The following is a 26104-nucleotide window of genomic DNA, read 5'->3' as shown; positions in this document are numbered from 1 at the left end:
GCGGCGCCTGCCCGGTCGTCCGGTCGGGGACTGTGGGGCAGGCGCCGTCTGTGTTCCGTACGCCTTTGTACGGGACGTTCTTGAGGGGCTCTCCGGAGCCGTCAGACCAGCAGCGAGCGGTCCGTCGGGCGGATCGGGGCCGGCAGCTCGCTCGCGCCGGTCAGGAACCGGTCGACGCCGCGGGCGGCCGAGCGGCCCTCCGCGATCGCCCACACGATGAGCGACTGGCCGCGGCCGGCGTCACCGGCGACGTACACGCCCGGGACGTTGGTCCGGAAGTCGGCGTCGCGGGCGATGTTGCCGCGCTCGTCGAGCTCCAGACCGAACTGCTCCACCACGCCGTTCTCACGGTCGGTGCCGGTGAAGCCCATGGCGAGGGTGACCAGCTGGGCGGGGATCTTGCGCTCCGTGCCCGGCTTCGGGGTCAGCCTGCCGTCGATGAACTCGACCTCGCTGAGGTGCAGCCACTGGACGTTGCCGTCCTCGTCGCCCTCGAAGTGGGTGGTGGAGACGGAGTAGACCCGCTCGCCGCCCTCCTCGTGCGCGCTCGTGACCTTGTAGAGCATCGGGAAGGTCGGCCACGGCTGGGAGACCGCGTCCCGCTCCTCGCCCGGGCGGGGCATGATCTCCAGCTGGGTGACCGAGGCCGCGCCCTGGCGGTGAGCGGTGCCCACGCAGTCGGCGCCGGTGTCGCCACCGCCGATGACCACGACGTGCTTGCCCTCGGCCGAGATCGGGGGCGCCACGAAGTCGCCCTCCTGGACCTTGTTGGCCAGCGGCAGGTACTCCATCGCCTGGTAGACGCCCTTGAGCTCACGGCCGGGGACCGGAAGGTCACGGGCGGTCGTGGCGCCGGCGGCGATGACGATGGCGTCGTAACGCTTCTTCAGGTCGGTCGCCTTGAGGTCGCGGCCGATCTCGATCCCGGTACGGAAGCGGGTGCCCTCCGCGCGCATCTGCTCGATACGGCGGTTGATGTGCCGCTTCTCCATCTTGAACTCGGGGATGCCGTACCGGAGGAGACCTCCGATGCGGTCCGCGCGCTCGTAGACGGCGACGGTGTGGCCGGCCCGGGTGAGCTGCTGGGCGGCGGCCAGGCCCGCCGGGCCCGAGCCGATGACCGCGACGGTCTTGCCGGACAGGCGCTCGGGCGCCTGCGGGGCGACGTCACCGGTCTCCCACGCCTTGTCGATGATCGAGACCTCGACGTTCTTGATGGTGACGGCCGGCTGGTTGATGCCCAGCACACACGCCGACTCGCACGGAGCGGGGCACAGACGGCCCGTGAACTCCGGGAAGTTGTTCGTGGCGTGCAGCCGCTCGGAGGCCGCCGTCCAGTCCTCGCGGTAGGCGAAGTCGTTCCACTCGGGGATCAGGTTCCCCAGCGGACAGCCGTTGTGACAGAACGGGATGCCGCAGTCCATGCACCGGCCGGCCTGCTTGCCGATGATCGGCAGCAGCGAACCGGGGACGTAGACCTCGTTCCAGTCCTTCAGACGCACGTCGACGGGACGGGACTTGGCGACCTCACGGCCGTGGTTCAAAAAGCCCTTCGGGTCAGCCATTGGTCGCCGCCTCCATCATCTTCTCGGTGATCTCGGACTCGGAGAGTCCCGCCTGCTCGGCGGCGTCCTTGGCGGCGAGCACTGCCTTGTACGTGCTGGGGATGATCTTGCTGAAGCGTTCCGCGGCGGTGTCCCAGTCGACGAGCAGCTTCGCCGCGACCGTCGAACCGGTCTCCTCGGCGTGACGGCGCACGACGTCGTGCAGCCACTGCTTGTCGGTCTCGTCCGGCGTCTCGACGGCGCCGAGGTTGCCGGCGTTGACGTTGTCGCGGTTCAGGTCGATCACGTAGGCGATGCCGCCCGACATACCGGCCGCGAAGTTGCGGCCCGTCTCGCCGAGGACCACCGCGTGACCGCCGGTCATGTACTCGCAGCCGTGGTCGCCCACGCCCTCGGAGACGACCGTCGCGCCGGAGTTGCGGACGCAGAACCGCTCACCGGTCCGACCGCGCAGGAACAGCTCGCCGCCGGTCGCGCCGTAGGCGATGGTGTTGCCCGCGATCGTCGAGTACTCGGCGAGGTGGTCGGCGCCCCGGTCCGGGCGGACGACGACACGGCCGCCCGAAAGGCCCTTGCCGACGTAGTCGTTGGCGTCGCCCTCCAGACGCAGCGTGACACCGCGCGGGAGGAAGGCGCCGAAGGACTGGCCGGCGGAACCGGTGAAGGTGATGTCGATGGTGTCCTCGGGCAGGCCCGCGCCACCGAACTTCTTCGTCACCTCGTGGCCGAGCATGGTGCCGACCGTGCGGTTGATGTTGCGGATGGAGACCTGGGCGCGCACCGGCTGGGCGTCGGTCGCGGAGTCCGCGGCCAGGGCGTCGGCGGCGAGCTTGATCAGCTCGTTGTCGAGCGCCTTCTCCAGGCCGTGGTCCTGCGTGATGACCTGGTGCAGCGCCGCGCCCTCGGGCAGGGCGGGCACGTGGAACAGCGGGGCCAGGTTCAGGCCCTGTGCCTTCCAGTGGTCGACGGCGCGCTCGACGTCGAGGACCTCGGCGTGGCCGACGGCCTCCTCGATGGTGCGGAAGCCCAGCTCGGCGAGGATCTCGCGGACCTCCTCGGCGATGAACTTGAAGAAGTTCACCACGTACTCCGCCTTGCCGGCGAAGCGGTCGCGGAGCACCGGGTTCTGGGTGGCGATGCCGACCGGGCAGGTGTCCAGGTGGCAGACGCGCATCATGACGCAGCCGGAGACGACGAGCGGCGCGGTCGCGAAACCGAACTCCTCGGCGCCGAGCAGCGCGGCGATGATCACGTCGCGGCCGGTCTTCAGCTGGCCGTCGGTCTGCACGACGATCCGGTCACGCAGGCCGTTGAGCAGCAGCGTCTGCTGGGTCTCGGCGAGGCCGAGCTCCCAGGGGCCGCCCGCGTGCTTGAGCGAGGTGAGCGGGGAGGCGCCGGTGCCGCCGTCGTGGCCGGAGATGAGCACGACGTCCGCGTGTGCCTTGGACACACCGGCCGCGACCGTGCCGACGCCGACCTCGGAGACCAGCTTCACGTGAATCCGCGCCTGCGGGTTCGCGTTCTTCAGGTCGTGGATCAGCTGGGCCAGGTCCTCGATCGAGTAGATGTCGTGGTGCGGCGGCGGGGAGATCAGACCGACACCGGGGGTGCTGTGCCGGGTCTTGGCGACCCACGGGTAGACCTTGTGGCCGGGCAGCTGGCCGCCCTCGCCGGGCTTGGCGCCCTGGGCCATCTTGATCTGGATGTCGTCGGCGTTGACCAGGTACTCGGAGGTGACGCCGAAGCGGCCGGAGGCGACCTGCTTGATCGCCGAGCGGCGCGCCGGGTCGTACAGCCGGTCCGCGTCCTCGCCGCCCTCACCGGTGTTGGACTTGCCGCCCAACTGGTTCATGGCGATGGCGAGGGTCTCGTGCGCCTCCTTGGAGATGGAGCCGTACGACATGGCGCCGGTGGAGAAGCGCTTGACGATCTCGTCGACCGACTCGACCTCGTCGATGGAGATCGGCTGCCTGTCCGACTTGAAGCCGAAGAGGCCGCGCAGCGTCATGAGGCGCTCGGACTGCTCGTTCACGCGGTCCGTGTACTTCTTGAAGATGTCGTAGCGGGCCGTGCGCGTCGAGTGCTGGAGGCGGAAGACCGTCTCCGGGTCGAACAGGTGCGGCTCGCCCTCGCGGCGCCACTGGTACTCGCCGCCTATCTCCAGGGCGCGGTGGGCCGGCGCGATGCCGCTGGCCGGGTACGCCTTGGCGTGGCGGGCGGCGACCTCCTTGGCGATGACGTCGATGCCGACGCCGCCGATCTTGGTGGCGGTGCCGCTGAAGTACTTGGTGACGAACGCGTCGTCGAGACCGACGGCCTCGAAGACCTGCGCGCCGCGGTAGGAGGCGACGGTCGAGATGCCCATCTTGGACATGACCTTCAGGACGCCCTTGCCCAGCGCGTAGATCAGGTTGCGGATCGCCTGCTCGGGCTCCATGCCGCCCAGGAAGGTACCCGCGCGCAGCAGGTCCTCGACGGACTCCATCGCCAGGTACGGGTTGACGGCGGCGGCGCCGAAGCCGATCAGCAGTGCGACGTGGTGGACCTCGCGGACGTCACCGGCCTCGACCAGCAGGCCCACCTCGGTGCGCTGCTTGGTGCGGATGAGGTGGTGGTGGACGGCAGCGGTGAGCAGCAGCGACGGGATCGGGGCGTGCTCGGCGTCCGAGTGGCGGTCCGACAGGACGATGAGACGGGCGCCGTTGTCGATGGCGGCGTCGGCCTCGGCGCAGATCTCCTCGATGCGCGCGGCCAGCGCGTCACCGCCGCCGTGCACCCGGTACAGACCGGAGAGCGTCGCGGCCTTGAAGCCGGGCATGTCGCCGTCGGCGTTGATGTGGATGAGCTTGGCCAGCTCGTCGTTGTCGATGACCGGGAACGGCAGGGTGACCGTCCGGCACGACGCGGCGCTCGGCTCGAGCAGGTTGCCCTGCGGGCCGAGGGAGGAGCGCAGCGAGGTCACGAGCTCTTCGCGGATCGCGTCCAGCGGCGGGTTGGTGACCTGCGCGAACAGCTGGGTGAAGTAGTCGAAGAGCAGCCGCGGGCGCGCGGAGAGCGCGGCGATCGGCGAGTCCGTGCCCATGGAGCCGAGCGGTTCGCCGGCGGTCTTGGCCATCGGCGCGAGGATGACACGCAGCTCTTCCTCGGTGTAGCCGAAGGTCTGCTGGCGGCGGGTGACCGAGGCGTGGGTGTGCACGATGTGCTCGCGCTCGGGCAGGTCGACCAGCTCGATCTCGCCGGCTTCCAGCCACTCGGCGTAGGGCTTCTCGGCGGCGAGCTGGGCCTTGATCTCGTCGTCTTCGATGATGCGGTGCTCGGCGGTGTCGACGAGGAACATCCGGCCGGGCTGGAGGCGGCCCTTGCGGACGACCTTGGCCGGGTCGATGTCGAGGACGCCGACCTCGGAGCCGAGGACGACGAGGCCGTCGTCGGTGACCCAGTAGCGGCCGGGACGCAGACCGTTGCGGTCGAGCACGGCGCCGACCTGGGTGCCGTCCGTGAAGGTGACACAGGCCGGGCCGTCCCAGGGCTCCATCATCGTGGAGTGGAACTCGTAGAAGGCGCGCCGGGCCGGGTCCATGGAGTCGTGGTTCTCCCACGCCTCCGGGATCATCATCAGCACGGAGTGCGGCAGCGAGCGGCCACCGAGGTGGAGCAGCTCGAGCACCTCGTCGAAGGACGCCGAGTCGGAGGCGTCCGGCGTACACACGGGGAAGATCCGCTCGATGGACTTCCCGTCGGAGCCGAACAGGTCCGAGACCAGCTGCGACTCGCGGGCGGTCATCCAGTTGCGGTTGCCCTTGACGGTGTTGATCTCACCGTTGTGCGCGACGAAGCGGTACGGGTGCGCGAGCGGCCACGAGGGGAAGGTGTTCGTGGAGAAGCGCGAGTGGACGAGCGACACGGCCGAGGCGAAGCGGCGGTCGGACAGGTCCGGGAAGAAGGGCTCGAGCTGGCCGGTGGTCAGCATGCCCTTGTAGACGATGGTCCGGGCGGACAGCGAGGGGAAGTAGACGCCGGCCTCGCGTTCGGCGCGCTTGCGCAGCACGAACGCCTTGCGGTCGAGGTCGATGCCCGTGCTCGCGTGGTCCGTGACGAAGATCTGGCGGAAGGCCGGCATCGTCGAGCGGGCGGTGGCGCCGAGCAGCCCGGGGGCGACCGGGACCTCGCGCCAGCCGAGGACGGTGAGGCCCTCGTCGGTGGCGATCGTCTCGATCTGTGAGACGACCTCGTGGATGCCGTCCTCGGGGAGGAAGGCGATACCGACGGCGTAGCCGCCGGCCTCGGGGAGCTCAAGTCCGGCCACCTCGCGGAAGAAGGCGTCCGGGACCTGGGTCAGGATGCCCGCGCCGTCGCCGGAGTCCGGCTCGGAGCCGGTGGCGCCGCGGTGTTCGAGGTTGCGCAGAACGGTGAGCGCCTGCTCGACCAGCGTGTGGCTCGCCTCGCCGGTGAGGTTGGCCACGAAGCCGACGCCACAGGCGTCGTGCTCGTTGCGGGGGTCGTACATACCCTGCGCAGCAGGGCGAGCATCCATGAAGGACCAGTTCTGGCCATTCGCGGAATGCTGGGACGGCTGGCGCGGCGTACGCATCGGCTCTCCCGTCGTCGTCTCAAGTGGCATATCTGCTGGCGAAGGGACGACGTTGGCCCTCTGCGTAACGCAAAATTTCGTGCAGGTTACATGATGGAGCGGTTCTCGGGAACCGGATACTCCGTTCCAGCATGCGGACGCCGCGGTGTCACGACGGGGGTATCGCGCACGTGGCTGAAAGTATGTGGGGACCGAACGGGACGAGATCGATCAGATCGGTGTCCGCCGGTCCGGCAGGCGAGGAGAGCGGCGTCGTTCACCTCGCGAGTACGCCGAAGGCGTCATTGCCCACAGCGCTTACGGCTCATGCCCGCTGGTTAAGCACTCGAAACCAGTCAGTAACGGCTACTTATGCGGCCCAACGCATAAGTAGCATCCGCACTATCCTACGGCCGTTCCGAACCAGCTGCCCAGGGCGTACGTCACACCGGCCGCCGCGCCACCGAGGGCGAGCTGCCGCAGTCCGCTGTACCACCAGGTGCGCGCGGTCACCCGGGCCACCACGGCCCCGCAGCCGAACAGCCCGAACAGTGCCAGCAGCACGGCCGGCCAGAGCGAGGCGGCACCCAGGAGATAAGGGAGTACGGGCAGCAGCGCGCCCAGCGCGAACGCGCCGAAGCTCGACACGGCGGCGATCAGCGGCGAGGGCAGATCGGAGGGATCGATGCCCAGCTCCTCACGGGCGTGGATCTCCAGGGCCTGCTCGGGATCGCGCGACAGCTGCTGGGCGACCCGCCGGGCCAGCTCGGGCTCGACACCCCGGGTCTCGTACAGCGCGGCGAGCTCGGCCTCCTCGTCCTTGGGGTGCTTTCTCAGCTCCCGGCGCTCGACCTCGAGTTCGGCCTCGACGAGCTCGCGCTGCGAGGCGACGGAGGTGTACTCGCCGGCGGCCATGGAGAAGGCGCCCGCGGCGAGACCGGCGAGTCCGGTGATGACGACGGTCTGATGACCCACCGAACCGCCGACGACACCGGTCATCAGGGCGAGGTTGGAGACCAGGCCGTCCATCGCACCGAAGACGGCGGGCCGCAACCAGCCCCCGTTGACGTCCCGGTGGGTGTGGTTGTCACGGTGCGCCTCGTGCAGCGCGGCTTCGGTTTCGATGATGGCCATGAGGTCCCCCAGGGTGTTCCACAGCGCCCCAGCAAGCTGAGGCAAAGCTAAGTCTGGACTGATTCCACTTTTCGACAACCCAAAAGATACGCCGGGAGATTCCCACCCGCCAGGAAGGAGAGGCTGGGCTAACCTGCGGCTTTACCCTCGAATGCTCATACGATCGACTTCCCGCACAGATGTCGACCGGGTGACATGAGGGCCTCCGAGGCTGAGGTCAACCGCCGACGGTGGGACACATCCGCAAAAGGGCTCCGCGCCCCGTGCGGAGCCCCTGAGGAGAGGTCGCGTATGGCATCGACCGCCCGCATCCCCTCGGTCCCGGCGCCGGGGGACGCCGCCGACTTGCGCGAACGGGCCCGCGGCGCCCTGCTCGGCCTGGCCGTGGGAGACGCCCTGGGAGCCCCCGCGGAGAACATGAAGCCCTCCGAGATCCGCGCCCGCTGGGGTCGTATCACGGGCTACGTCACCGACCGGCCGGCCGGCACCGACGACACCGAGTACGCGATCTTCTCGGGCCTGCTGCTGGCCCGCCACGGCTCCGCGCTCACCCCCGCCCACGTCGAGGCGGCCTGGCACCAGTGGATCGCCGATCTCGACGAGGGCCCCTTCCGCGGCGCCGGCTTCAGCGAACGCGGCACCCTGGAGAACCTCCGCCGAGGCCTGGCGGCGCCGATCTCGGCGCAGCACCGGCACGCCTGGAGCGACGGCCTGGCGATGCGCGCGGCCCCCTTCGGCGTCTTCGCCGCGGGCCGCCCGGCCGAAGCGGCCCGTCTGGTCGCGATCGACGGCGCGGTGAGCCACGACGGCGAGGGCATCTACGGCGGCCAGGCGGTCGCGGCGGGAGTGGCGGCGGCGATGGCGGGAGCGCCGGCGATCTCGGTGGTCGCCTCCGCCCTCGCCGTGGTCCCCGAGGACTCCTGGACGGCGCGTTCGCTGCGCCGGGCGGTGGCGGTGGCCCACCGGGGCGAACGGGCGGTCCGCTCCGCCGTCGTCATCGGCGGCTACCCCTGGACCGACCTCGCCCCCGAGGCCGTCGCCCTCGCCTTCGGCGCCTACGCGGCCGCCGACGGTGACTTCCGCGAAGCCGTCCTGACGGCGGTGAACATGGGCCGCGACGCGGACACGACGGCAGCGGTGGCGGGCGCCCTGGCCGGTGCGACGCAGGGCGTGTCGGCGATCCCGGCGGAGTGGGCGGCGGCGATCGGCCCGGCACGGGGCAGCTGCCTGCCGTCCATGGCGGGCCACCACGTGCTGGACGTGGCCGAGTTGCTGGTGCCGGGCGAGGGCGGAAAGTGGGGCGAGGGAATGGTCATGGACGACCTCGTGCCCAACCTGATGGGCCTCGCCCGGTTCCCCCTGCCGGACCCGACCGCCCTCACCCTGACGACGAACGACACCGCGGAGGTACGGCTGTGAGGCCACCGGGCCCCTGGCAGGAGGACACGTCCACGGGAACCCCACCCCCGGACCCCACCGAATCCACCGAGCCGGTGCCGACGACGGTGTCGACAGCGACGGCCGCACCGGCTACCGCGACACCAACCCGGACACCGACGGTGACGGGGACGGCAGCGGCGGCGGCCTTGGCAGCGGCAGTCGCAGGGACGGTGGCTGCGACCGGACCCGCGGTCGCCGACGGCGGGAACGTCCCACAGGGGCCACCCGCACCCGACGACGAAGGCCGCACGGGTGGTGCGGACGGGAACAACCGGGCCGAAGGCGCAGCCGAGGCGTCCCGCAACGCCGAGCCCCCGCGGGGAACCCGCATCGAAGGGCTCCTTCTCGGCCTCGCCGCGGGCGACGCCGCCGGCTGGCCCGCCGCCCGCCACCGGGCCGCCCGGATGCCGGAGTGGACCCGGCGCCTCACCCGCGAACTCGACACCTTCGCCGAACACAACGCGACGACGACCCTCCCCGTCCCCATCGCCCTCAACCAACCCCCCGAACCCCTCCGCCTCGGCCCCTCCGACGACGCCGAGTGGGCGGCCTTCGCGGCCGAGGCGGTCCTGCGGGCCGGCGACGACGCCGCCCTCGGCGACCTCAGCCGGGAACGCCGGATGCGCGCCGCCATCGACCTCACCTGGAACGCCATCGCCTGCGAGGTCGCGGCCGCCGCCGACCGCGCGCCCGAGATCGAGTCCGCCGTCCTCCCCCTGCGCGCCCGGATCTCCGTCCGCGCCGGTCTCGGCAACCTCGCCGCGGGACTGCGACCGCCCGCCACCGGCCACGACAACCCCCACTACTTCGACGACGCGGCCTGCGTGCGCGCCTGCGTGCTGGCCGTGGCCCACCCCGGCGACCCCCGACTCGCCGCCGAACTCGCCGAGTTCGACGCCCGCTACACGCAGGACGGCGACGGCGTGCACGGTGCGCGCGCGATGGCGGCGGCCCTCGCGCTGGCCCTCGTCGGCGCGGACCCCGACGCCTGCGTGGCGGCGGCACTCACCGAACTCCCCGAGCACACCGAGATCGGCCGCAACGCCCGTCACGCCCTCGAACTGGCCCGCGGTGCCGACAGCGCCTTCGCGCTCATCCCCCTCCTGGAGCACCAGATCGTCGACCACGTCTACAGCTACGGCATCGCGGCGGCGGAGACGGTCCCGGTGGCCCTGGCCCTGGTGACGGCGTCCGGCGGCCGTATCGGCGAAGCCGTACCGGCGGCGGCCTGTCTGTCCCGGGTCGCGGACTCGGCCCCGGCCCTGGCGGGCGCGCTGACCGGCGCGTTGAGCGGCGGCGCCGCGATCCCCGCCTCCTGGCGGGACAGCTGCCGCGTCCTCTCCGGCTGTGTTCTCCCCCGGCTCACCGGCACCGACCTGGTGGAACTCGCCGAACTCCTGGAAGCCACGCAACCGCCCCCTCCAGGAGGATGATTCGGGGCATGACGCCCAAAGCACAAGAAAGCAACGGCGGAACCCTGGAAGACCGCATCACCGGAGCCCTCGTCGGCGCGGCCGTCGGCGACGCGCTCGGCGGCCCCGTCGAGGGCTACTCCCCCGAGCAGATCCTCCAGCGCCACGGCAGCCGGGTCCACGGCGTCGTCGGTCCCTGGAACGGCGACGACTGGCGCACCGCCCGCCCCATCGCCCCGTACCACAAGGGCGACGGCCACGTCACCGACGACACCTTGATGACGCACGCGCTGATCAGGGTCTACGCCACGGTCCGCGATCACCTGGACGCCTACGCGATCGCCGACCACCTGGTCCCGGACCTGCTGACGACACCCCGCTGGATCCCGGAGCTGGAGGCGGAGGCGCTCCCCCTCCAGCGGATCTTCCTGGCGGAGAAATGGCTGGTGGCACGGCTGCACTACGGCCATGTGGACCCCCGTGAGGCAGGCGTCGGCAACATCGTCAACTGTGGTGCGGCGATGTACATGGCGCCGGTGGGCCTGGTCAACGCGGCCAACCCGGCGGGTGCGTACGCCGAGGCGCTGGACATCGCCGGCGCCCACCAGTCCTCGTACGGCCGCGAGGCGGCGGGAGTCTTCGCGGCGGCGGTGGCGGCCGCGTGCACGCCGGGCGCGACGGCGGACTCCGTCGTCACGGCCTGTCTGGCCCTGGCCCAGGACGGGACCCGCACGGCGATCGAGAAGGTCTGCGAAGCGGCGGCCCGGCACACCGACTTCGAATCGGCGCTGGTGCCGCTCCGGGAGGCGGTGGCGCCGTACGACACCGTCGGCCCCGACTACCGCCGGCCCTCCCTGGCCGCCCGCCGCCCGTCCCGCCTCCACGCGATCGAGGAACTCCCCGTCGCCCTGGGCATGTTGCTGGTGGCCGACGGCGACTACCGGCAGGCGGTCCTGGGTGCGGTCAACTACGGCCGCGACTGCGACTCGATCGCGACGATGGCGGGAGCGGTCGCCGGCGCCCTCGGCTCGCCGGTCCCCGAAGACTGGTCGAAGCAGGTCGGCGAGGCCAGCCGCCTCGACCTCTGGCAGCCCGCGGCGACGCTCACCGAGGTCACCCGGGAGATCTTCGACCGCGACGTCCACCACCGCCGCACCCACGAGCGGGCGTTCTCCGCGATCGGAGGTCCGCGATGCTCCGACTGACCTGGGTCCAGCCCGAGGACCTCCTCGGCCACGAACTGCGCCAGGCGGCCGAGGACGGCCGGGAACCGTGGGCGATCGCCGCACGCTGGAAAGCGGCCGGCGGCTGCGAGGCCCCCGCCCGGGCCGGGGCGTCCCCGCAGCGGGCCTCGCGCTATCTGCGCCTTCTCGCGGACGACCTGCTGGACGAACTGGCCGACCTGCCCAGCAGGTCGGCGGAACACGAGCCGACCGGACTGGAGAAGATCAGGGCCCTGTGCCCGCAGTGGCCGAGCCGTCCGGCCGACGCGCCCGCGCAGACCCCCGCCCCCGCCGCACTGGAAGCGGCCTGGCTGGGCCGGGCCGTCGGCTGCCTGCTGGGCAAACCGGTGGAGAAACTCCCCCTGGACGCCGTCCGCCGACTCGCCCGGTCCACCGGCAACTGGCCCCTCGCCGGCTACTTCACCGCCCGGGGAATCCCCGAGCCCCTCCTCGAGGCGCACCCCTGGAACCGCCGCTCGGCGACCACCTCCCTCGCCGAGAACATCGACGGCATGCCCGAGGACGACGACCTCAACTACCCGCTTCTCAACCTCCTCCTGCTCCAACGCCACGGCAGGGACTTCACCACCACGGACGTGGCCCGGCTCTGGCTGGACGAACTCCCCGCGGGCCGCACCTTCACCGCCGAGCGCCTCGCCCTGCGCAACCTCCTCTGCGGCATCGAGCCCCCGCTCACCGCCCGCCACCGCAACCCCTTCCGCGAGTGGATCGGCGCCCTCATCCGCGCCGACGTCCACGGCTGGACCAACCCCGGGGACCCGGCCGCGGCGGCCGAGCAGGCCCACCGCGACGCCACCCTCACGCACACCGCCAACGGCGTCTACGCGGCGATGTTCACGGCGGCCACCATCGCCACCGCCGCGACCGGCGTCCATGACGTCCATGCCTGTCTGCGCACCGGCCTGACCGTCGTCCCGCCCCGCTCCCGTCTCGCGCAGGCGGTCACCCACGCCGTCCGGCTCGCCGGGGAACACCGCGACTTCGACACCGTGGTGGACGAACTCCACGCCGCCCACCAGGGGCACCACTGGGTCCACGCCATCCCCAACACCGCCCTGATCGCCGCCGCCCTCACCCACGCGGACGGCGACTTCACCGGCTCCATCGGCCGTGCCGTGTCCGGCGCCCTGGACACCGACTCGGTCGGCGCGACGGCCGGCGGGATCGCCGCCCTGCTCACCGGCGACCCGGCCGCCCTGCCCGACCACTGGACGGCCCCCCTCAAGAACCGCCTGGCCACCTCCGTCGCCGGCCTCGACGGCGTCGGCTTCGACACCCTGGCCCACCTCACCTGGTCCCTCATCCCCCGGGAGGCTTCCCAGCCATGACCGACATCGTCGTGCTCGGCAGCACGAACATGGACCTCGTCGCCTACGTCGAGAAGCCCCCGCAGCGCGGGGAGACCGTCACGGGACGGGAGTTCCGTACGATCCCCGGCGGCAAGGGCGCCAACCAGGCGGTCGCCGCCGCCCACGCGGGCGGCACCGTCTCGATGATCGGCGCCGTCGGCAACGACGCCTTCGGCACCCGGCTGCGTTCCACCCTGGAGCACTCCGGCGTGAACACCGACCACCTGCGCACCGTCGAGAGCCCCTCCGGCACCGCGCACATCGTCGTGGACGACGAGGGCGGCAACGCGATCGTGGTCGTCCCCGGCGCGAACGGCACCGTCGACCACCTCGTCCCCGGCGACGAGGTCCTCATCTCCTCCGCCGACGCGCTCCTGCTCCAGCTCGAGGTCCCCCTCGCCGCGGTCGTCGCGAGCGCCCGGGCGGCCCGCGCCCACGGCGTCCGGACGATCCTCACCCCGGCCCCCGCCCAGCCGCTCCCGCCCGAACTCCTCGCGGCCATCGACCTGTTGGTCCCCAACGAGCACGAGGCGGCCACGCTCACCGGCCGCACCGACCCGCGCGAGGCGGCCACCGCCCTGCTGGACAGCGTGCCGGAGGTGGTCATCACGCTCGGCGCGTCCGGCAGCCTGTACGCCAGCCGGGGAACACAGCCGCTGACCGTGCCCGCCCCGCGCGTCACCGCCGTCGACTCGACCGGCGCGGGCGACACCTTCGTCGGCGCCCTCGCGGTCGCGCTCGGCGAGGGGCGGCCCGTACGGGAGGCGCTGGCCTGGGCATCCGCGGCGGCGGCCCTGTCGGTCCAACGACCGGGCGCCTCCGCCTCGATGCCCTACCGCTCCGAGATCGAGACGCAGTACGCGTCATGACCGAGAAGACCACCGAAGAGGCCACCGCGAAGACTCCCGAGAAGACCGCTCCCCTGCAAGGTGTCCGGGTCCTGGACCTGGCCACCCTCTTCGCCGGCCCCCTCGCCGCCACCATGCTCGGCGACTTCGGCGCGGAGGTCGTCAAGGTCGAGCACCCCACCCAGCCGGACCCCTCCCGAGGCCACGGCCCGTCCAAGGACGGCGTGGGCCTCTGGTGGAAGCTCCTCGGCCGCAACAAGCGCACCATCACCCTCAACCTCTCCAGGCCCGGCGGCCGCGCCACGCTGCTGCGCCTCGCCGCCACCGCCGACGTGATCATCGAGAACTTCCGGCCCGGCACCCTGGAGAAGTGGGACCTCGGCTGGGACGCTCTGTCGGCGGCCAATCCCCGCCTGGTCCTCACCCGGGTCACCGCCTTCGGCCAGTTCGGCCCCTACGCCCATCGCCCCGGCTTCGGCACCCTCGCCGAGGCGATGAGCGGATTCGCGGCGATCACCGGCGAGCCGGACGCCTCCCCGACCCTCCCGCCCTTCGGCCTGGCCGACTCGATCGCCGGTCTGGCCACCGCCTACGCCGTCATGACGGCCCTCTCCGCCCGCGACCGCACCGGCGAGGGGCAGGTCGTCGACATGGCGATCATCGAGCCCATCCTCACCGTCCTCGGCCCCCAGCCGCTCTGGTACGACCAGCTGGGATACGTCCAGGCCCGCACCGGCAACCGGTCCGCCAACAACGCCCCGCGCAACACCTACCGCACGGCCGACGGGAACTGGGTCGCCGTCTCCACATCGGCCCAGTCGATCGCGGAGCGCGTGATGCGCCTGGTCGGCCGCCCCGACCTGATCGACGAGCCCTGGTTCGCGACCGGCGCCGACCGGGCCGCCCACGCAGACCTGCTCGACGAGGCGGTCGGCAGCTGGATCGCCGCCCGCAGCCGCACCGACGTCCTCGCCGCCTTCGAGAAGGCGGAGGCCGCGATCGCCCCGATCCAGGACGTACGCGACGTGATGGCGGACCCCCAGTACCAGGCCCTCGACACGATCACCGCGGTCGAGGACCCGGAGCTGGGCCGGATCCGCATGCAGAACGTCCTCTTCCGGCTCTCCTCCACCCCCGGCGCGATCCGCTGGACCGGCCGCCCGCACGGCGCCGACACCGAGGAGGTCCTGACCGAACTGGGCCTGACCGAAGCCGAGCTGACGTCCCTCCGCGAGGCGGGCGCCGTATGACGAAGACCCCTCTGACCTGGCTCTATGTCCCCGGCGACCGCCCGCAGACCGTCACCAAGGCGCTCGCCTGCGGCGCCGACGTCGTCATCGTCGACCTGGAGGACGCGGTCGCCCCGGACCGCAAGGAGTACGCCCGCACGGCCACCGCCGAACGCCTCCGCGAGCCCCAGCCGGTCCCGGTCCACGTCCGGGTGAACGCCCTGGACAGCCCCTTCGCCGCGGCGGACCTCCGCACGATGGCCACCCTCCCCGGGGTCTCCGCCCTGCGCCTGCCGAAAGTGACGTCCCCGCACCAGATCACCCGCGTCGCCGCGGCCATGCCGCCCGCGGACCGTGGAACCACCCCCCTCCACGCCCTCCTGGAAACGGCCCTCGGCATCGAACACGCCTTCGCCATCGCCTGCGCCCACCCCTCGCTGCGCGGCATCGCCCTCGGCGAGGCGGACCTACGAGCCGACCTGGGCGTCCGCGACGACGCCGGCCTCGACTGGTCCCGCGCCCGGGTCGTGGTCGCCGCCCGGGCCGCGGGTCTGACGCCCCCTCCCCAGTCGGTGCACCCCGACATCCGTGACCTGGAGGGCCTGGCCACCAGCTGCGCCCACGGTCGCACCCTGGGTTTCCTGGGCCGCGCCGCCATCCACCCCCGCCAGCTCCCGATCATCGAACGGGCCTACCTGCCCACCCAGCACGAGCTGGAGGAAGCCGAGACGATCGTGAAAGCGGCGGCCACCGAGCAGGGCGCCCAAGCCCTCCCGGACGGCCGGTTCGTCGACGCGGCCGTGGTGGCGATGGCACAGCGCACTCTGTCCCTCGCGGCCCGCGGGGACTGAACCTCCCCCGTCGCACACGGACGACGAGGGCGCCCGGCAGACCCCGGGCGCCCTCGTCGTCGTACGAACAACCAGCCGTCAGCTCTTCTTGCCGGCCGACTCGGCTCCGTCCTTGACCTCGTCCTTCACCTCAGCCGGGTCCTCGGCCTTCACCGCGGCGGCCTTCCCGACCTCACCCTTCGCGCCGGCGTCCGCCTTCGCACCGGCGTCGGCCTTGACGTCGGCAGATGCCTCGGCATCGCTGGAGGCCTTGGCGCCGGCAGCGGCCTTGGCGTCCGTCTCGCCCTGGGCGTCGGCGTCGGTCTCGGCCTTCGCTTCGCCGTCCCTCTTCGCGTCGGTCTTCGCGCCGGTCTTCGCCTCGGCGCCGGACTCAGCCTTGTCCTTGCCCTCAGCCTTGTCCTTGGCCGCGGCCTTGTCCTTGGCCGCGTCCTCCGACTCCGACGTGCCCTCGCCGTCGGCTTCCGTCGCACCGCCGGAGGCAACCGCAGCCGGCTCGACCACCGGTTCGCGTCCCGGCCGCTTCTTCGCCGAGATCACGATGTAGATCACCGCGAGCACGAACACGACGATCGCGGTCCAGTCGTTCAGCCGCAGGCCCAGGATGTGGTGGGCGTCGTCGACCCGCATGTACTCGATCCACGCGCGGCCCACGCAGTACGCGGCGACGTACAGCGCGAAGGCCCGCCCGTGTCCGAGCTTGAAGCGGCGGTCGGCCCAGATGACGAGGAGCGCGACGCCGATGCACCACAGCGACTCGTACAGGAACGTCGGGTGGTAGTAGCCGGGTACCCGGCCGTCCGCCGAGGACGTGATGTGCAGCGCCCAGGGAAGGTCGGTCTGCTTGCCGTACAGCTCCTGGTTGAACCAGTTGCCCCAGCGGCCGATCGCCTGGGCGAGGGCGATGCCGGGCGCGATGGCGTCGGCGTACGCGGGCAGCGCGATGCCCCGGCGACGGCAGCCGATCCACGCGCCCACCGCGCCGAGCGCGATCGCGCCCCAGATACCGAGGCCGCCCTCCCAGACCTTGAAGGCGTCCACCCAGTCGCGGCCCTCGCTGAAGTACAGCTCGTAGTCCGTGATCACGTGGTAGAGCCGGCCGCCGACCAGTCCGAAGGGCACCGCCCAGACGGAGATGTCGGCCACCGTGCCGGTCTGTCCGCCGCGGGCGACCCAGCGCCTGTTGCCGAGCCAGACCGCGACGAAGACGCCGATGATGATGCAGAACGCGTAGCCGCGCAGCGGAACGGGGCCGAGATACAGCACCCCGTGCGACGGGCTGGGAATGTAGGCAAGTTCCATGGCAGGGTCGACGCTACCGTGCCGGACCGGGCCGACGACGGGCAGCCCGGCTACGGCTCCATAACGGGCGGGTGTGCAGGCGCCTCACCCCTGGTCACCCTTTGTCGGCTTCCTCCACCATCTGCTTCAGCTTGGCCGGTGTCATCGACTGGTCGGCGTAGATGTTCTTGCCGTTGAACAGCACGGTCGGCGTGCCGCCGAAGTGGCCGTTCTGGAAGGCCTGGTTGGACTTCTCGACCCAGCTGTTGTGCGTGCCGTCCTCGACGCAGGTACGGAACGCGGGCGTGTCGAGGCCGTCGACCTTGGCCGCGAGCCCGATGAGCTTGCTGTTGTCGGCGAAGGCGTCGTCCGTCTCCTCCGGCTGGTTCTCGTACAGCACGTCGTGGTACGCGGGGAACTTCCCGGCGTCCTGCGCGCACGCCGCCGCGTTGGCCGCGTTACGGGAGCCGCTGCCGCCCATGTTGCCGTCGATGAGCGTGGCCAGGTGGTACTCGACCCTGAGCTTCCCGGCGTCCGTCAGCTCGTGGATCGTGGGGCGGTACGCCGTCTCGAAGGCCTTGCAGGCCGGGCAGCGGAAGTCCTCCCACACGGTGAGCGTGGACTTGGCACCGTCCTTGCCGACGGGGATCGCGAGCGCGTCCTCGCCCTGCGCTCCCGAGGGGGCCACGACCGGCCCCGCCTTGTCGCTGCTGTCGTCCTTGCCGGAGTTCGCCGCGACGACCCCGATCACCGCCGCCAGACCCAGGACGCAGACGACGCTCGACGCGACGATCAACGTCCGCCGTCGCCGCTCCGCGGCCTTCTGTTTCTCTCGCTCGTCCGCCAGCCGCTCCCTGGCGGTGCGCTTTCCCGCACGATTCTTCTCGCTCACACCCCCAGAACGAACCGGGGAGGCGCATTGCGCCTCCCCGACCCCAGGTCCACCCGTTCGAGTGACCCGGAGAAATATCCCGCTCTGTTACGTCTGTCCCCGCCTACGCCTGTCGGCGGACGCCCTTCGCCAGCTCGCCCGCGAGCTCGCGGACCGCCTCGACACCGGCCGCGTCGTCCGGCGCGTCCAGCATCCGCTTGACGAAGGCCGAGCCCACGATCACACCGTCGGCGAAGCCGGCGACCTCGGCGGCCTGCTTGGCGTCGGAGACGCCGAGGCCGACGCAGACGGGCAGGCCGGTGCCGGTGGCCCTGGTCCGCTCGACCAGGTCCTGGGCCTGCGCGCCCACCGACTCACGGGTGCCGGTGACCCCCATCAGCGAAGCGGCGTAGACGAATCCGCTGCCCGCCTCGGTGATCTGCGCGAGCCGCGCGGCCTTGCTGCTGGGCGCCACGACGAAGACCGTCGCGAGGCCGTGCTTGTGGGCGTGTTCCCTCCACGGCGCCGACTCCTGGACCGGCAGGTCGGGCAGGATGCAGCCCGCGCCGCCCGCCTCGGCCAGCTCGGCGGTGAAGCGCTCGACGCCGTAGCGGTCGATCGGGTTCCAGTAGGTCATCACGAGGATCGGCTTCCCGGTGGCCTCGAAGGCCTCCCGGACCGTCCGCATCACGTCCGCGATCCGCACCCCGCCGCGCAGGGCGATGTCGTCGGCGGTCTGGATGACCGGGCCGTCGAGGACCGGGTCGCTGTGCGGCAGACCGACCTCGACGATGTCCGCGCCACCGTCGATGACGGCCTTGATCGCCTCGATGCCGCCGTCCACGGTCGGGAACCCGGCCGGGAGGTAGGCGATGAGCGCGGCGCGGCCCTCCGCCTTGGCGTCGGCGAGGGTGTCCGACAGCAGCCCGCTGTTCCCACCGGTGAATTCGGCCCCGCTCACTTGGCGTCCCCCTCGATCTCGGCGGTGTCGGCCGCGTTGGCGGCGACCTCGGCGTCGGTGTCGTACAGGCCGAAGTAACGGGCGGCCGTGTCCATGTCCTTGTCGCCGCGGCCGGACAGGTTGACGACGATCAGCCCGTCCTTGCCGAGCTCCTTGCCGACCTCCAGGGCCCCGGCCAGCGCGTGCGCGCTCTCGATGGCCGGGATGATGCCCTCGGTGCGCGACAGCAGGCGCAGCGCCTGCATGGCCGCGTCGTCGGTGACCGCGCGGTACTCGCCGCGGCCGCTGTCCTTGAGGTAGGAGTGCTCGGGGCCGATGCCCGGGTAGTCCAGGCCCGCCGAGATGGAGTACGGCTCGGTGATCTGGCCCTCGTCGTCCTGCAGGACGTAGGAGCGCGAGCCGTGCAGGATGCCGGGCTCGCCCGCGGTGAGGGTGGCCGCGTGCTCCCCGGTGTCGATGCCGTGGCCGGCCGGCTCGCAGCCGATCAGCCGGACGTCGGCGTCCGGGATGAAGGCGTGGAAGAGGCCGATGGCGTTGGAGCCGCCGCCGACGCAGGCGACCGCCGCGTCGGGGAGGCGTCCGGCGCGCTCCAGGATCTGGCGGCGGGCCTCGACGCCGATGACGCGGTGGAAGTCGCGCACCATCGCCGGGAAGGGGTGCGGTCCGGCGACCGTGCCGAACAGGTAGTGGGTGCGGTCGACGTTGGCGACCCAGTCGCGGAAGGCCTCGTTGATGGCGTCCTTCAGCGTGCGGCTGCCGGACTTCACGGCCACGACCTCGGCGCCCAGCATGCGCATGCGCGCCACGTTGAGGGCCTGGCGCCGGGTGTCGATCTCGCCCATGTAGATGGTGCACTCAAGGCCGAAGAGGGCGCAGGCGGTGGCCGTCGCCACGCCGTGCTGGCCGGCGCCGGTCTCGGCGATCACGCGCGTCTTGCCCATGCGCCGGGTGAGCAGCGCCTGCCCCAGCACGTTGTTGATCTTGTGGGAGCCGGTGTGGTTGAGGTCCTCGCGCTTGAGGAACACCCGGGCGCCGCCGGCGTGTTCGGCGAACCTCGGCACCTCGGTGAGGGAGCTGGGCCGGCCGGTGTAGTGCATGAGCAGGTCGTCGAGCTCGCGGGCGAACTCGGGGTCGTGCTTGGCCTTGTCGTACTCGACGGCGACCTCGTCCACGGCGGCGACGAGGGCCTCCGGGATGAACTTGCCGCCGAACGCGCCGAAGTAGCCCTCGGCGCTGGGGACCTGACCCTCGGGGTCGGGAATGAAGAACTCGCTGGGCATGCGGAAACCTCACGGTGAGTGTGTGGTGGGCACTGTCGCCGTGGGGGGCAGGGATGGTCAGTCGGCTGCGGGACCGTTGTGGCTGGTCGCGCCCGCGCGGCGGTGGCCGCACATCCGAAAGAGCCCCGCGCCCCTGACGGGGCGCTGCCATCGCATGCCGTTCACCTGGCCGGGCTCGTCTCCGATGACGTACCGCACGCGCCGGCCGTGCACCCGCCGGGCGGGCGCGCGGCAGCCACGGGGGCGGCATCCGCGCGCGAGGCGGGCGTACCTGTCCATGGCCGTCGTCGTGGGTGTCATCGGGGCCGATCCTATCGGGAGATCAGCCGCGGCCGTGCCGGAGTGCGGGGTGCTCGCCCGCCGCCACCAGGTCGGCCACCGCCGTCTTCGGGTCGCGGCCCGTCACCAGGGACTCGCCGACCAGGACCGCGTCGGCGCCGGCGTTGGCGTACGCGATGAGGTCGTGCGGGCCCCGGACGCCGGACTCGGCGACGCTGACGACGTGGGCCGGGATCTCGGGCGCGACGCGCTCGAAGGTGCCCCGGTCGACCTCGAGGGTCTTCAGGTTGCGCGCGTTGACGCCGATCACCTTGGCGCCCGCGTCGACCGCGCGCTCCACCTCGTCCTCGTCGTGGACCTCGACGAGCGGGGTGAGGCCGATGGACACGGCGCGCTCGATCAGCGACTCGAGGGCGGGCTGTTCGAGGGCGGCCACGATCAGCAGCGCGAGGTCGGCGCCGTACGCGCGGGCCTCCCACAGCTGGTACGAGGTGACGATGAAGTCCTTGCGCAGTACGGGAATGTCGACCCGCGCGCGGACCGCCTCGAGGTCGGCGAGGGAGCCGCCGAAGCGGCGCTGTTCGGTGAGGACGGAGATGACGGCCGCACCGCCCGCCTCGTAGTCCGCGGCCAGCCCGGCCGGGTCGGCGATCGCGGCCAGCGCGCCCTTGGACGGGCTGGAGCGCTTGACCTCGCAGATCACCTTGACGCCGTCGCCCCGGAGCGCGGCCACCCCGTCCTTGGCGGCGGGGGCCTTCGCCGCGCGCTCCTTGAGCTCGTCGAGGCTGACGCGCGCCTGCCGCTCCGCGAGGTCGGCACGGACTCCGTCGATGATCTCGTCGAGCACACTCACGCGAGCGGCCCCCTTCCAGCGGTTGAGAGACGGTTGACAGTTCCAGCGACCAGTAGAAAAGAGGTGGTCACTGCGATGGTATCCGGAGGAAGGCGAAGGCCTCACATCCGGTTGACGCCGGTCCCACTACCTGGACGTTCGCCGGTTGATCAAGGATGCAGCCAGCCACCGAACGGCAGGTTCCGGACAACCGTGAAGACCAGCACGAACGCGCCCAGCGTCCACAGCAGCACCGAGGTCGGTTCCACGCGCGCGGGGCGTCCGCGCACCGCGCGGACCACCCAGACGGTCCACACCACCGCGAAACCCAGATAGCCGACGACGGCCAGTGCGTTGTCGTGCAGGGCGGCGGCGAGGTCCCCGTGCACGAAGGCGTGCGCGCTGCGCAGTCCGCCGCAGCCCGGGCAGTACAGGCCCGTGACGCGCAGGAGCGGGCAGACCGGGTAGTGGCCGGGCTCGTTGGGGTCGACGGTCCCGACGTACGCGAAGGCCGCGACGACGGCCGCGAGGGTCCCGGCGGGCACCACGAGTCGTCCGAGCAGGGTTGCCTGGGGCGTCGGGGGCGGCCGGGGTGTCACCCGCCGGCTGTCGGCGTTCACGCCTCGTATTGTGCCCCGGCGGGGCAGCACGCGCGCGTGAGGGGCGGCCGGTTGCACCGGCCGCCCCTCACGAGGTCCTGCGGAAGCCCTGCCGAGGTAGTCGGGACTCAGGCCTCGGCGGCCGCCGGCTCGCGGGTGGCCGTGACCTGGTGCACCGGGTGGGCCTCCTTCGGCATGCCGAGGCCCATCGAGCGCATGATGCCGCCGACCACACCGCCGAGGGCCACGATCGCCATGCCGGCCCAGAAGCCGAGCGGCTCGGCCATCACCATGAACGCGCCCGCGACGGTGAACCCGATGAAGACGATGGTGACGCCGGTCCAGGCGGCCGGGGTGTGTCCGTGGCTGCTGCCCGCCATGACTTGCTCCTCATTGCTGTCTCTGTGTCCGTCCGAGCCGGACGCTCGTCGTCCATTGTCCCGTACCGGCGCGCGTCGCGGACGCGGGGGGTGGCCTCCGATCGCGTCTGATTCACCACATCGGGAACCGCGCGACCGGACGTCGACCGGGCTCCTCGCGCGGTCGGGTTCAGGCGGGATCCGCGCCCGTCGGGTCCTCGCCCCGGTCCAGCGCCTTCCACATGTCCTCGGGCCGGTCCGGGTCGACGGGCTTGGCCGCGCGCCGGGGGCGCGGGGTGCCGTCGCGTTCGTAGCGGCCGGACATCGCGGGCCACAGGCGGCCGTAGCGCAGGGCGAGCAGGCCGGCCAGCAGGATCAGGGCGCCGCCCGCGGCCGCGGCGTAGGGCCACGCGGTGTGACTGAAGGAGGCGACGGTCGCCGAGGTGTCGCCGGAGGCGCGGGCGGCCTGCTCGTCGAGCGAGGAGCCGTCGGAGGCGCCGAGCAGGGCGGCGGTCATGATGCCGGCGCCGGAGAGCGCGAGCAGCGCGGAGACCGCGAAGCGGCCGGTCCTGCGGACGGCGAAGACGGCGACGAGCGCGGCGAGGGCCGCTATGGCGAGCGCCGCGGGCACGCCCGTCACGTCGCTGCCCCTGGCGGTCAGCGGGAAGGCACCGCCGGCCACCGTGGCCGTGCCCTCCGACCAGCGCTGCCGGGTGGACAGCAGGGTCACGGCCGAGCCCAGCGCCCCGAACAGCAGGGCGAGCGCGAGGCTTCGGCGGCCGGACCCGGCGGGGGCGGCGGCTTCGGATCGGGGGTGCGGAACAGCAGTCACGTACTCCACTATCGCCTGAACCCCGGGCGAACCGTCACCCGGGGTTCACGTGAGACGCGTCCTATCTTCGAAAGGTGCCCCGGCCGTCTGTCCGGAAGCGCCCTATTTCGCCAGTCGGTTGGCGGTGTGGACGGCGCGCAGGACCGCCGCCGCCTTGTTGCGGCACTCCTGGTCCTCGGCGACCGGGTCGGAGTCGGCGACGATGCCCGCGCCGGCCTGGACGTAGGCCGTGCCGTCGCGCAGGAGGGCCGTACGGATGGCGATGGCGGTGTCGGAGTGGCCGGCGAAGTCCAGGTAGCCGACGCAGCCGCCGTACAGGCCGCGCCGGGACGGCTCCAGTTCGTCGATGATCTGCATGGCGCGCGGCTTGGGGGCGCCGGAGAGGGTGCCGGCGGGGAAGCAGGCGGTGAGGACGTCGAAGGCGGTGCGGCCCGCCGCGACCTTCCCGGTGACGGTCGAGACGATGTGCATCACGTGCGAGTAGCGCTCGACGGACATGAAGTCGACGACCTCGACCGAGCCCGGTTCGCAGACCCGGCCCAGGTCGTTGCGGCCGAGGTCGACGAGCATGAGGTGCTCGGCGCGCTCCTTGGGGTCGGCGAGCAGTTCGTCGGCGAGGGCCTGGTCCTCCTGCGGGGTCGCCCCGCGGTGCCGGGTGCCGGCGATGGGGTGGACCATGGCGTGCCCGTCCTCGACCTTGACGAGGGCTTCCGGGGAGGAGCCCACGACGTCGAAACCGTCGAAACGGAACAGGTACATGTACGGGGACGGGTTCGTCGCCCGCAGCACCCGGTAGACGTCCAGCGCGCTCGCCGTGCACGGCGTCTCGAAGCGCTGGGAGGGGACGACCTGGAAGGCCTCGCCCGCGCGGATGCGCTCCTTGATGTCCTCGACGGCCGCCTGGAAGTCGGGGCCGCCCCACAGGGCGCTGTACTCGGGGAGTTCGGAGGGCGGGAGGACGGCCGGGGGCTGGGCGACCGGGCGGGAGAGGTCGGCCTCCATGGCGTCCAGCCGGGCGACCGCGTCCGTGTAGGCCTCGTCGACGCCCGTGTCGAGGTCGTTGTGGTTGATCGCGTTGGCGATCAGCAGGACCGAGCCCTCCCAGTGGTCCATGACGGCGAGGTCGCTGGTCAGGAGCATGGTCAGCTCGGGCAGCCGCAGGTCGTCGCGGTCGCCGGGGCCGATCTTCTCCAGGCGGCGCACGATGTCGTAGCCGAGGTAGCCGACCATGCCGCCGGTGAAGGGCGGCAGGCCCTCCTCGTGGGGGGTGTGGAGGGTCTCGATGGTGGCGCGCAGGGCGGCGAGCGGGTCGCCGTCCACCGGGACGCCGACGGGCGGGGTGCCGAGCCAGTGGGCCCGGCCGTCGCGCGCGGTGAGCGTCGCGGCGCTGCGGACGCCGACGAAGGAGTACCGGGACCACGAGCGGCCGTTCTCCGCGGACTCCAGGAGGAAGGTTCCGGTGCGCTCGGCGGCGAGCTTGCGGTAGAGCGCGACCGGGGTGTCGCCGTCGGCGAGGAGCTTGCGGGTGACCGGAATGACGCGGCGGTCGGTGGCCAGCTTGCGGAACGTCTCGAGGTCCATGGCGGCTGACCTTACTGATCCGTGGCGGGTACGCCGGAATCGGCGTTCTCGACCAGCACGTCGGCGTCGAAGCAGGTGCGCGCCCCGGTGTGGCAGGCGGCGCCGACCTGGTCGACCTTGACGAGCACCGTGTCGGCGTCGCAGTCGAGGGCCACGGACCTGACCCACTGGAAGTGGCCGGAGGTGTCGCCCTTGACCCAGTACTCCCGGCGGCTGCGCGACCAGTAGGTGCAGCGGCCGGTGGTGAGCGTGCGGTGCAGCGCCTCGTCGTCCATCCAGCCGAGCATGAGCACCTCACCGGTGTCGTACTGCTGGGCGATGGCGGGGACGAGCCCGTCGGGGCTGCGCTTGAGGCGCGCGGCGATCCGCGGGTCGAGGTGACTGGATGGGGAACCGTGGGGCGAAGCCCCTCGATGGGGGCCGGTGGTCGGGCGACGGGCGGGCGGGGGCGTGCTGGTCATGTCTGCCATTGTGCCGCGCGCCACTGACAGTGACGGCCCGTGTCCACTGGGCGGACCTTCCGCGCAGCCGTAGGCTGACGGCATGTCGACTTTCGCCAAGCGTGAACGACTTCTTCTCGCCGACCTGCTGGAAACGGCGGGCCCCGAGGCCCCGACCCTCTGCGAGGGCTGGCAGACCCGGGATCTGGCGGCGCACGTGGTGGTGCGCGAGCGCCGCCCGGACGCCGCCGGGGGCATCTTGATCAAACAGCTCGCGTCCCGCCTGGACAAGGTGATGGAGGAGTTCGCCGCCAAGCCGTACGAGGAGCTGATCCAGCTGATCCGCACGGGTCCGCCGCGCTTCTCGCCCTTCCAGCTCAAGCAGCTCGACGAGGCGTCCAACACGATCGAGTTCTACGTCCACACCGAGGACGTCCGCCGGGCCCGGCCGGACTGGACGCCGCGCGCGCTCGACCCCGTCTTCCAGGACGCCCTGTGGACCCGCCTGGAGCGCACCGCCCGCCTGATGGGCCGCGGCACCCCGACCGGTCTGGTGCTGCGGCGCCCGGACGGCCGTACCGCGGTCGCCAACCGGGGCACGCCGGTCGTGACGGCCACCGGGGAGCCGTCGGAGCTGCTGCTGTTCCTGTACGGCCGACAGAGCGCCGCGGAGGTGCAACTGGAAGGCGAGAAGGAAGCGATCACCAGGCTGCACGGCGGAAAGCAGCTCGGAATCTGAGAGGCCGTACATGATCAAGGTCGCCATGACGAGCGTGTACGTCGACGACGTCGCGAAGGCCCACGCGTTCTACACCGAGGTCCTGGGGTTCGAGACGCGTCTGCACATGGATCTGGGCGAAGGCACGCTGTTCGTCACCGTGGGCGCGGCGGAAGGGGCCCAGCGGGATCTCCAGCTGCTGCTGGAGCCCGGCCAGGGCCCCATCGCGGAGCCGTACCGGGCGGCCCTGCGGGAGGCGGGGCTGCCGTGCATCGTCTTCTCGGTCGACGACCTCGATGCGGAGTACGAGCGGCTGCGGGGGCTGGGTGTGCGTTTCACCCATCCCCCGCAGGACCAGGGCCCGGCCGTCGCGGCCGTCCTGGACGACACGGTGGGCAACTTCGTGCAGCTGACCCAGCCGAAGGGCTGAAC

General features: G+C 72.0%; 23 protein-coding genes. 9 read left to right on the top strand and 14 right to left on the bottom strand.

Annotated elements, in window-relative coordinates; all coding sequences use genetic code 11:
* Positions 1 to 101 precede the first annotated feature (101 nt).
* The 3 genes from OHU34_RS31355 to OHU34_RS31345 all read right to left on the bottom strand — a co-directional run bounded on the left by OHU34_RS31355 (position 102) and on the right by OHU34_RS31345 (position 7269).
* Positions 102 to 1565, bottom strand: a complete 1464-nt coding sequence (locus OHU34_RS31355; RefSeq protein ID WP_028806850.1) for a glutamate synthase subunit beta — start codon at positions 1563 to 1565, stop codon at positions 102 to 104.
* Complete coding sequence (gene gltB, locus OHU34_RS31350; protein ID WP_230196211.1) at positions 1558 to 6156, bottom strand: glutamate synthase large subunit; 4599 nt, start codon at positions 6154 to 6156, stop codon at positions 1558 to 1560. The genes OHU34_RS31355 and gltB overlap by 8 nt, the downstream gene beginning before the upstream one ends.
* Positions 6157 to 6537: 381 nt before the next feature.
* A complete protein-coding gene (locus tag OHU34_RS31345) occupies positions 6538 to 7269 on the bottom strand; it encodes a VIT1/CCC1 transporter family protein (protein ID WP_142263741.1) in 732 nt (243 codons plus the stop codon).
* Between the two features lie 291 nt (positions 7270 to 7560).
* Here OHU34_RS31345 and OHU34_RS31340 point away from each other — a divergent pair, with 291 nt between their 5' ends.
* From OHU34_RS31340 to OHU34_RS31310, 7 genes are all read left to right on the top strand, one after another.
* Complete coding sequence (locus OHU34_RS31340; RefSeq protein WP_230196210.1) at positions 7561 to 8688, top strand: ADP-ribosylglycohydrolase family protein; 1128 nt, start codon at positions 7561 to 7563, stop codon at positions 8686 to 8688.
* Between the two features lie 191 nt (positions 8689 to 8879).
* The gene (locus OHU34_RS31335) at positions 8880 to 10142 is read left to right on the top strand and encodes an ADP-ribosylglycohydrolase family protein (RefSeq protein ID WP_235034471.1); all 1263 of its coding nucleotides are present in this window, start codon (positions 8880 to 8882) and stop codon (positions 10140 to 10142) included.
* 8 nt (positions 10143 to 10150) lie between these two features.
* Positions 10151 to 11326 carry an ADP-ribosylglycohydrolase family protein gene (locus tag OHU34_RS31330; protein WP_230196208.1) on the top strand — a complete coding sequence of 392 codons (1176 nt, stop codon included), beginning with the start codon at positions 10151 to 10153 and terminating at the stop codon, positions 11324 to 11326.
* On the top strand, positions 11314 to 12693 hold the full coding sequence (locus OHU34_RS31325; protein WP_142263745.1) for an ADP-ribosylglycohydrolase family protein: 1380 nt from the start codon (positions 11314 to 11316) through the stop codon (positions 12691 to 12693). The genes OHU34_RS31330 and OHU34_RS31325 overlap by 13 nt, the downstream gene beginning before the upstream one ends.
* Positions 12690 to 13583, top strand: a complete 894-nt coding sequence (rbsK, locus tag OHU34_RS31320; RefSeq protein WP_142263746.1) for a ribokinase — start codon at positions 12690 to 12692, stop codon at positions 13581 to 13583. The genes OHU34_RS31325 and rbsK overlap by 4 nt, the downstream gene beginning before the upstream one ends.
* The gene (locus tag OHU34_RS31315) at positions 13580 to 14812 is read left to right on the top strand and encodes a CaiB/BaiF CoA-transferase family protein (RefSeq protein ID WP_142263747.1); all 1233 of its coding nucleotides are present in this window, start codon (positions 13580 to 13582) and stop codon (positions 14810 to 14812) included. Before rbsK ends, OHU34_RS31315 begins: the two co-directional genes overlap by 4 nt.
* The gene (locus OHU34_RS31310; RefSeq protein ID WP_142263748.1) at positions 14809 to 15642 is read left to right on the top strand and encodes a CoA ester lyase; all 834 of its coding nucleotides are present in this window, start codon (positions 14809 to 14811) and stop codon (positions 15640 to 15642) included. Before OHU34_RS31315 ends, OHU34_RS31310 begins: the two co-directional genes overlap by 4 nt.
* Before the next feature lie 78 nt (positions 15643 to 15720).
* On the opposite strand, the gene lgt is transcribed toward OHU34_RS31310, so the two are convergent.
* The 11 genes from lgt to hisI all read right to left on the bottom strand — a co-directional run bounded on the left by lgt (position 15721) and on the right by hisI (position 24975).
* Positions 15721 to 16941 (bottom strand): prolipoprotein diacylglyceryl transferase, encoded by a 1221-nt coding sequence (gene lgt, locus OHU34_RS31305; RefSeq protein WP_405769466.1) that lies wholly within the window; start codon positions 16939 to 16941, stop codon positions 15721 to 15723.
* 94 nt (positions 16942 to 17035) lie between these two features.
* The gene (locus tag OHU34_RS31300) at positions 17036 to 17812 is read right to left on the bottom strand and encodes a thioredoxin domain-containing protein (RefSeq protein WP_142263750.1); all 777 of its coding nucleotides are present in this window, start codon (positions 17810 to 17812) and stop codon (positions 17036 to 17038) included.
* Positions 17813 to 17915: 103 nt separating this feature from the next.
* Positions 17916 to 18752, bottom strand: a complete 837-nt coding sequence (gene trpA, locus OHU34_RS31295; protein WP_200839653.1) for a tryptophan synthase subunit alpha — start codon at positions 18750 to 18752, stop codon at positions 17916 to 17918.
* Positions 18749 to 20032: a tryptophan synthase subunit beta gene (trpB, locus tag OHU34_RS31290; RefSeq protein WP_142263751.1), complete on the bottom strand. Its 1284-nt coding sequence runs from the start codon at positions 20030 to 20032 to the stop codon at positions 18749 to 18751. Before trpB ends, trpA begins: the two co-directional genes overlap by 4 nt.
* Before the next feature lie 57 nt (positions 20033 to 20089).
* On the bottom strand, positions 20090 to 20332 hold the full coding sequence (gene trpM / locus OHU34_RS31285) for a tryptophan biosynthesis modulator TrpM (protein WP_142263752.1): 243 nt from the start codon (positions 20330 to 20332) through the stop codon (positions 20090 to 20092).
* Between the two features lie 22 nt (positions 20333 to 20354).
* Positions 20355 to 21164, bottom strand: a complete 810-nt coding sequence (gene trpC, locus OHU34_RS31280) for an indole-3-glycerol phosphate synthase TrpC (RefSeq protein WP_028806852.1) — start codon at positions 21162 to 21164, stop codon at positions 20355 to 20357.
* Between the two features lie 149 nt (positions 21165 to 21313).
* Positions 21314 to 21772 carry a DUF2752 domain-containing protein gene (locus OHU34_RS31275; RefSeq protein WP_405772433.1) on the bottom strand — a complete coding sequence of 153 codons (459 nt, stop codon included), beginning with the start codon at positions 21770 to 21772 and terminating at the stop codon, positions 21314 to 21316.
* 98 nt (positions 21773 to 21870) lie between these two features.
* Entirely contained in the window at positions 21871 to 22122 is a 252-nt protein-coding gene (locus OHU34_RS31270) for an HGxxPAAW family protein (protein WP_020129886.1), read from the bottom strand.
* A gap of 169 nt (positions 22123 to 22291) precedes the next feature.
* Positions 22292 to 22942, bottom strand: a complete 651-nt coding sequence (locus OHU34_RS31265; RefSeq protein ID WP_020129887.1) for a TIGR02234 family membrane protein — start codon at positions 22940 to 22942, stop codon at positions 22292 to 22294.
* 93 nt (positions 22943 to 23035) lie between these two features.
* Positions 23036 to 24514 carry an anthranilate synthase component I gene (locus tag OHU34_RS31260; protein ID WP_405769461.1) on the bottom strand — a complete coding sequence of 493 codons (1479 nt, stop codon included), beginning with the start codon at positions 24512 to 24514 and terminating at the stop codon, positions 23036 to 23038.
* A gap of 11 nt (positions 24515 to 24525) precedes the next feature.
* Positions 24526 to 24975, bottom strand: coding sequence for a phosphoribosyl-AMP cyclohydrolase (gene hisI / locus OHU34_RS31255; RefSeq protein WP_405769458.1), 450 nt, complete (start codon positions 24973 to 24975; stop codon positions 24526 to 24528).
* Between the two features lie 82 nt (positions 24976 to 25057).
* On the opposite strand from hisI, the gene OHU34_RS31250 reads away from it, so the two are divergent.
* Positions 25058 to 25693 (top strand): TIGR03085 family metal-binding protein, encoded by a 636-nt coding sequence (locus tag OHU34_RS31250; protein WP_054242900.1) that lies wholly within the window; start codon positions 25058 to 25060, stop codon positions 25691 to 25693.
* Between the two features lie 10 nt (positions 25694 to 25703).
* Positions 25704 to 26102: a VOC family protein gene (locus OHU34_RS31245; protein WP_142263755.1), complete on the top strand. Its 399-nt coding sequence runs from the start codon at positions 25704 to 25706 to the stop codon at positions 26100 to 26102.
* The last annotated feature ends 2 nt before the right edge of the window (positions 26103 to 26104 follow it).

The sequence above is a fragment of the Streptomyces sp. NBC_00080 genome, assembly GCF_045041255.1.
Taxonomy (GTDB): domain Bacteria; phylum Actinomycetota; class Actinomycetes; order Streptomycetales; family Streptomycetaceae; genus Streptomyces; species Streptomyces coriariae.
Note: the sequence above shows the minus strand (reverse complement) of the source record. Positions and strands in the feature narration are given on the sequence as shown.